General features: G+C 56.8%; 6 protein-coding genes. 5 read left to right on the forward strand and 1 reads right to left on the reverse strand.

Translation table 11 applies throughout. The annotated features are described in order from the left end of the window. The 5 genes from LB462_RS30730 to LB462_RS30750 form a co-directional block, all read left to right on the forward strand. Positions 1-441, forward strand: a 441-nt coding sequence (locus tag LB462_RS30730; RefSeq protein ID WP_444359190.1) for an ABC transporter permease subunit, incomplete at its 5' end; no start/stop codon positions are given. Positions 442-444: 3 nt separating this feature from the next. Next, a complete protein-coding gene (locus LB462_RS30735) occupies positions 445-1,485 on the forward strand; it encodes a branched-chain amino acid ABC transporter permease (RefSeq protein ID WP_224515888.1) in 1,041 nt (346 codons plus the stop codon). A gap of 99 nt (positions 1,486-1,584) precedes the next feature. Continuing rightward, on the forward strand, positions 1,585-2,919 hold the full coding sequence (locus LB462_RS30740; RefSeq protein WP_224515890.1) for an ABC transporter substrate-binding protein: 1,335 nt from the start codon (positions 1,585-1,587) through the stop codon (positions 2,917-2,919). 74 nt (positions 2,920-2,993) lie between these two features. Then, a complete protein-coding gene (locus LB462_RS30745) occupies positions 2,994-3,797 on the forward strand; it encodes an ABC transporter ATP-binding protein (protein WP_224515892.1) in 804 nt (267 codons plus the stop codon). Positions 3,798-3,821: 24 nt separating this feature from the next. After that, positions 3,822-5,069: an SfnB family sulfur acquisition oxidoreductase gene (locus tag LB462_RS30750; RefSeq protein WP_224515893.1), complete on the forward strand. Its 1,248-nt coding sequence runs from the start codon at positions 3,822-3,824 to the stop codon at positions 5,067-5,069. Between the two features lie 57 nt (positions 5,070-5,126). Here the strand turns inward: LB462_RS30750 and LB462_RS30755 are convergent. Beyond that, positions 5,127-6,055: FAD/NAD(P)-binding protein (locus tag LB462_RS30755; protein ID WP_370637360.1), on the reverse strand; the 929-nt coding region annotated here is incomplete at its 5' end.

Raw genomic sequence — 6,055 nt, forward strand, 5'->3', positions numbered from 1 at the left:
GCCAGCATGGTCGCGCTGTTGTCGGTTTTCTTCCGGTATACTCGTGTCGGGCTCGCCTTTCGCGCGGTCGCGGATGATCAGTTCGCGGCGCTCGCAGTCGGATTGCGCTTGCCATGGATTTGGGCAACTGTCTGGGCCGCAGCGGGGCTCGTCGCGCTGGTCGCCGGTTTGCTGTGGGGCGCAAGGCTCGGCGTGCAATTTTCGCTGTCGCTCGTCGTGCTAAAGGCCCTCCCGGTTTTGGTCCTGGGTGGTTTCGATTCCATTGCGGGAGCTATTGTTGGCGGGCTATTGATTGGTGCCGCGGAGAAGCTCGCCGAGGTCTATATCGGTGAATATGTTGGCGGTGGCATCGAGAGCTGGTTTGCCTATGTCGTCGCGCTCGCGTTCCTGCTGGTACGCCCCTCCGGACTTTTCGGACAAAAGCTGGTGGAAAGGGTGTAGGCAATGACCGCTATCGTTTCCGATTTTTCCACTTCCCATCGGATTCCGGGATGGCTGCCCCCGGTCCTGCTGCTTGGCCTGGCCTATCTCGTTATTCCGTTCATCGGTACGAGCTATCTGTTCGAAGCCATCCTGCTGCCCTTCCTGGCGTTGAGCCTGGCTGGGGTGGGGCTCAACATTCTGACCGGTTATGCCGGGCAGGTGTCGCTCGGCAGCGCAGCGTTCTTGGCGGTGGGCGCCTTCGCCGCGTATAATTTCAACCTTCGCGTCGAGGGGTTGCCGCTCATCGGCAGTATCATTCTGGCGGGGCTTGCTGCTGCTGCAATCGGTATTGTTTTTGGCCTGCCGAGTCTGCGTCTCAAAGGCTTCTATCTCGCGGTATCGACGCTTGCAGCACAATTCTTCGTGCAATGGGCGCTGACGAAATTCAGCTGGTTTTCCAACGATTCCGCCTCGGGTGTGATCGATGCGCCCGCACTGTCGATCGCAGGCATTACATTCAACGGAGCCGTCGGTCGCTACCTGTTCTCGTTGACTGTCGTAACCCTGCTTACCTTCCTCGCTTATCGGCTGGTGTCCTCTCAATCAGGCCGCAACTTCATTGCCGTGCGCGACAATGAAACGGCGGCGCGGATCATTGGCGTTCCCGTCCTGAAGACGAAAATCCTGGCCTTTGCCATATCGTCTTTCATCATCGGCGTTGCAGGGGTGCTCTGGGCTTTCGCTTACTTGAGAACAGTGGAGCCTGCCGGGTTCAATCTCGACCGGTCCTTCCAGATCCTTTTCATCATAATCATTGGCGGGCTCGCATCCATTCGCGGCGCATTTTTCGGCGCCGCCCTCCTGGTGATCCTGCCTTTGGCTCTTTCCAGGCTCGGTTCGTTTTTGCTCGGAAACGTTTTTAATTCGGGCGTGCTCGACATGAGTCAGCGCATCGTTCTGGGCGCCTTGATCATTCTGTTTCTTATACTGGAGCCCGACGGTCTGGTGTCGCTCTGGGACAGAATTCGAAAACGATCTGCCGCCGTCTTTGGACGGATGTGATCGATACCGGAGCCTGACGGTTCCCTGCAATAAAAACTGCCTAGCAATCAACATCCGACCGGCAAATTTCTCCGGTCAACGAGAGGAGTGTATCCAGAAATGACGATTTTCAGCAAACTCAAAGTCGCTGCGATTGCAGCAGGACTGGGCCTTGCCGTCGCGCTGCCGGCGGCCCATGCCGACGAGCAGTATTTTCCGCTGCAAAGCTACCGTGTCGGGCCCTATGCGGCCGGCGGCACCGGCTTCTTTGGTGGGTTCATTGACTACCTCAACCTCATCAACACACGCGATGGAGGTGTGAATGGCGTCAAGCTCACCTGGTCGGAAGGCGAAACGCAGTACGAAGTGGAACGCGGCGTTGAAGTCTATGAGCGTCTTAAAAACAATCCCGGTGTCGCTGCCTGGAATCCGCTATCCGTCGGCATTGCCTACGCGATGATCGACCGCATTACAAAGGACAAAGTGCCTTTGATCACCATCAATCACGGCCGTACCGATTCAACCGATGGGCGTGTTTTCCCCTACGTTTTCCCGTTGTTGCTCAACCCCTATAGCGAGACGTCAGGCATCGTCAATTACATCGCTTCCAAGGAAGGCGGCCTGGATAACCTCAAGGGCAAGAAGATTGTCGTGCTCTATCACGGCTCACCCTATGGCAAGGAAACCATTCCGATCTACGAACTTCTGGCGAAGAAATATGGCTTCGAACTGCAGCAGATCGAAGTGCCGCATCCCGGGAATGAACAGCAGGCGCAATGGCTGACGATCCGCCGCGCGAAACCCGACTACGTGGTGCTGCGCGGATGGGGAGTGATGAACCCCGTTGCACTGAAGAGCGCAGCCAAGGTTGGCTTCCCGGTTGATCATATTGTCGGCAACGTCTGGTCGAACTCCGAAGAAGATGCCATTCCGGCAGGGGAGGCCGCGAAAGGCTATACCGCCATCACCACACAAGCATCCGGCGCCGAATATCCTGTGGTCAAAGAGATCATCAAGACACTCTATGACAACGGCAAGGGCAACCTTGAGAACAAGAGCCGCATCGGCTCGGTCTATCATAATCTTGGCATTGTCAACGGGATCCTGAATGTAGAGGCTATTCGCATCGCTCAGGAAAAATTCGGCAAGCGGACGCTGACAGGCGACGAGGTGCGTTGGGGTTTCGAGCATCTCCAACTCGATCCGGCGCGCGTCGAGGCACTGGGCGCCAAAGGCCTGTTCCATTCTATCAATGTCACCTGGGACAATCACGAGGGCAACGGCTACGTCACCTTCCAGCAGTGGGACGGCAAGAAATGGAATGTCGTCTCGGATTGGATAGCTCCAGACTGGGCCCTCCTTCGCCCGATCATCGAGAAGTCTGCCGAAGCCTATGCCGCAGAAAAAGGTATCAAACTGCGCACCTCCGAACAGGCCGAAGCTGCAACCAACTGAAGCCAAGCCGAACCGGGCAGCGCCGCTGCCCGGTTCGGCTGCGTTGCTTCAACCCAACCTCAGGAGATGATCCTATGGCTCACAATAACTCTCTGCTTGCTGTCGATGGTGTCAGAGCCACTTACAACCATGCCATCACGGCATTGCACGGGGTGAGCCTGACGGTCGGGCACGGCGAAATCGTTGCACTCCTCGGAGCAAACGGTGCCGGGAAGACCACAACGCTCAAGGGGATCTCGAACCTGCTCCCGGCGGAGCGGGGGCAGATCACAGCCGGCTCCATCAAGTTCGATGGACGTGACGTGTCTGCCATCAGCCCGGCAGACCTCGTCCGGTCCGGCCTCGTGCAGGTGCTGGAAGGCCGTCATTGTTTCCGCAGCCTGACGGTCGAAGAAAATCTCATTACCGGAGGGCTTGGCCGGAGCGCCAAGCGGGCAGAAATTGCCGATGATCTGGAAAATATCTATGCGTATTTTCCGCGGCTTAAAGAAAAGCGCCGCACGCTGTCTGGCCTGACATCAGGTGGTGAGCAACAGATGACGGCAATCGGCAGGGCGCTGATGTCACGTCCACGGCTGCTGGTGCTCGATGAGCCATCGATGGGCCTTGCACCGCTGATCGTGCAGGACATTTTCAAGACGCTCCGCCGGCTCAACCGGGAAACCGGCCTTGCCATCCTCGTGGCTGAACAGAATTCGACAGTTGCACTCAAATATGCCGATCGGGCGACAATCCTCGAAAACGGTGCCGCCGTCTTAAGCGGCGCGGCAGACGAGCTTCGCGATAACGAGGACATCAAGAACTTTTATCTTGGCCAGAAGACCGTGTCGTTGGCCGCCTCTGCACCCGTTCGCCCTGCGCCTGCAGTTGCCATCTGAATCCATATCGAAAAGGAGAAGTCCATGACCATTTCCAAAGTCAACATCGACAATGCTGCTAGAGCGGTCCCGCCGGTTCCAAGGCTTGCTGAGCCCGCTCATGTTGTCGGCAGCGATGCCGAGGCAATAGCTGTCGCGCGGACATTGGCCGAGACATTCGCAAAAGAGTCCGCGCAGCGCGATCGCGAACGGATTTGGCCTGTTGCCGAACTGGATGCGTTCTCACAGAGCGGGCTCTGGTCAATCAATGTACCGAGACAATTCGGTGGCCCGGAGATTTCCTACGCGACACTTGCAAAGGTGATTGAAATCATTTCCGCCGCGGATTCCTCCATTGGTCAGATCGCCCAAAATCATCTTGGCGTTGTGGCAGCGATCCGTACCGTTTCGGATGAAGATCAGCAGAAGCTACTGTTTGCCGAAGTCCTCAAGGGGACGCGTTTCGGCAATGCCTTTTCTGAATTCGGGTCAAAGCGCGCGGCCGATTTCGAAACGCGGTTCACCGATAAAGGCGACCATGTCATCGTCAACGGCCAGAAATTTTACTCTTCCGGTGCGCTGCTGGCGCACTTGGTTCCGATCGTCGCCCTCGATGACGAAGGTCGAGCCTGGTATGCGATAGCCGAACGCGATGCGCCAGGTTTGACTGTCATTGATGATTGGTCGAGCTTCGGTCAACGCACCACACTGTCCGGAACAGTGATCCTTGACAATGTCAAAGTGCCGAAATCACATTTGGTGCCGGGCTACAAGGGCTACGACAAGCCAACTGCTGATGGTGCCATTTTCCAGATTATTCAGGTGGCAGTCGATACGGGCATTGCCCAGGCGGCGATCGATGAAACCGTGAACTTCGTGCGGACGAAAAGCCGTGCATGGGTCGACAGCGGTGTCGATCATGCTTGGGAAGATCCCTACACTATCCAGGCGGTTGGTGATCTGACCCTGCGCCTGCATGCGGCACAGGCACTGCTGGAGAAAGCGGGCTACGCGATCGACCGCGCCGTATTGAACCCGAATGCGGAAACAGTTGCCGAGGCCCAGATTGTTACCGCTGAGGCCAAGATACTGTCGACAGAAATCGCCATTAGCGCCACAAACAAGCTTTTCGAACTGGCGGGTACCCGCTCAACGCTGGCCGAACACAATCTGGACAGGCATTGGCGCAATGCCCGGACCCATACACTGCATGATCCGGTCCGCTGGAAATATGCAATCCTTGGAAATTATTTCCTCAACGGTGAAAAGCCCCCGCTTCATGCGTGGAGCTGAACGGCTCCGTTCACAGATTTTTGCGAGAGGCAAATTTTGAGGACCGGCAATGGGTCCTCAACCCTTTTTCCGAGAGGCCGTCTGCTTGTACTGAAGTGCTTCAAGGGCTCTTTCTATGACACGTTCGGCAATGAATTCGGCGTAACGGGTGACTTCCGGCACGCCCATCAATTCGCCGAAGGTACCACGCGCCAGCGGCCCACCAATGAAGAGATTGTCGATAATCTCGCCCTTCTTGCCAATTGCCTGGCCGGTCTTTGCCGCATGAAGGCCAAGCCCGACAGGGTCAGACGCAAGCAGTCCTTGATTGAACAGCGACTGAACTGCGGGATTGCTTTGGGCAATTGCGGCATGGGCAGGGCCTGTGGTGATAATGATGGCGTCGAAGCCTACGTTTTCAATGTTCTGGGTGAAACGGCGTCGATATGAGACTTTGAATCGCCTGCTCGTTTCATGCGCTGAATGCAGTGAAGCTGCGAGAATTTGAAGCGTGCCTTCATGCAAACGGCGGTCCAGCACATCCTCCACTTGCGGGGCAACGCGGAAGCGGTGGACATCCCAGAGCGCCCGCAAATGCCGGACCAACCGCCGTCGCTCGCGGGAAGGCAATGCAGTCCAGATGGCCGGTGCTTGATCGCGCAGGGCATCAAGGACGGGGTGCCAGGTCAAGCTCTTGTTGTGCGCTTCCTTTAATACCTGACGCACTGTCTTCAATAAACTGGATGCGGTTTCATCATGCCCAAAACCGCCGAATGGCTCAATTGCTTGTGTGGCATGTCCACGAGAGCGATAACCGTGACGCGAGAGAGCAACGATGTCACCGCGATGCCCGTTTTTGTCGAGAGAGGCGATCACGTCGGCTGCGGTAAGGCCTGTGCCAACGACAAGAACCGCATGATCCTGTTCGATTTCTTGGAGCACATTCTCCGCATAGGGGTCGGCAATGAAGCTCGGCGAGCCAATCAAGGGTCGCAAGGCATTCGGGA

This window comes from Phyllobacterium chamaecytisi, from assembly GCF_020164455.1.
In the GTDB taxonomy this organism is placed as follows: Bacteria; Pseudomonadota; Alphaproteobacteria; order Rhizobiales; family Rhizobiaceae; genus Phyllobacterium; species Phyllobacterium chamaecytisi.

Bases quoted from the DNA above. Each gene is read 5' to 3' on its own strand.
- LB462_RS30740 (WP_224515890.1), top strand. From the start codon at position 1,585: ATGACGATTTTCAGCAAACTCAAAGTCGCTGCGATTGCAGCAGGACTG.
- LB462_RS30745 (WP_224515892.1), top strand. From the start codon at position 2,994: ATGGCTCACAATAACTCTCTGCTTGCTGTCGATGGTGTCAGAGCCACT.
- LB462_RS30735 (WP_224515888.1), top strand. From the start codon at position 445: ATGACCGCTATCGTTTCCGATTTTTCCACTTCCCATCGGATTCCGGGA.
- LB462_RS30750 (WP_224515893.1), top strand. From the start codon at position 3,822: ATGACCATTTCCAAAGTCAACATCGACAATGCTGCTAGAGCGGTCCCG.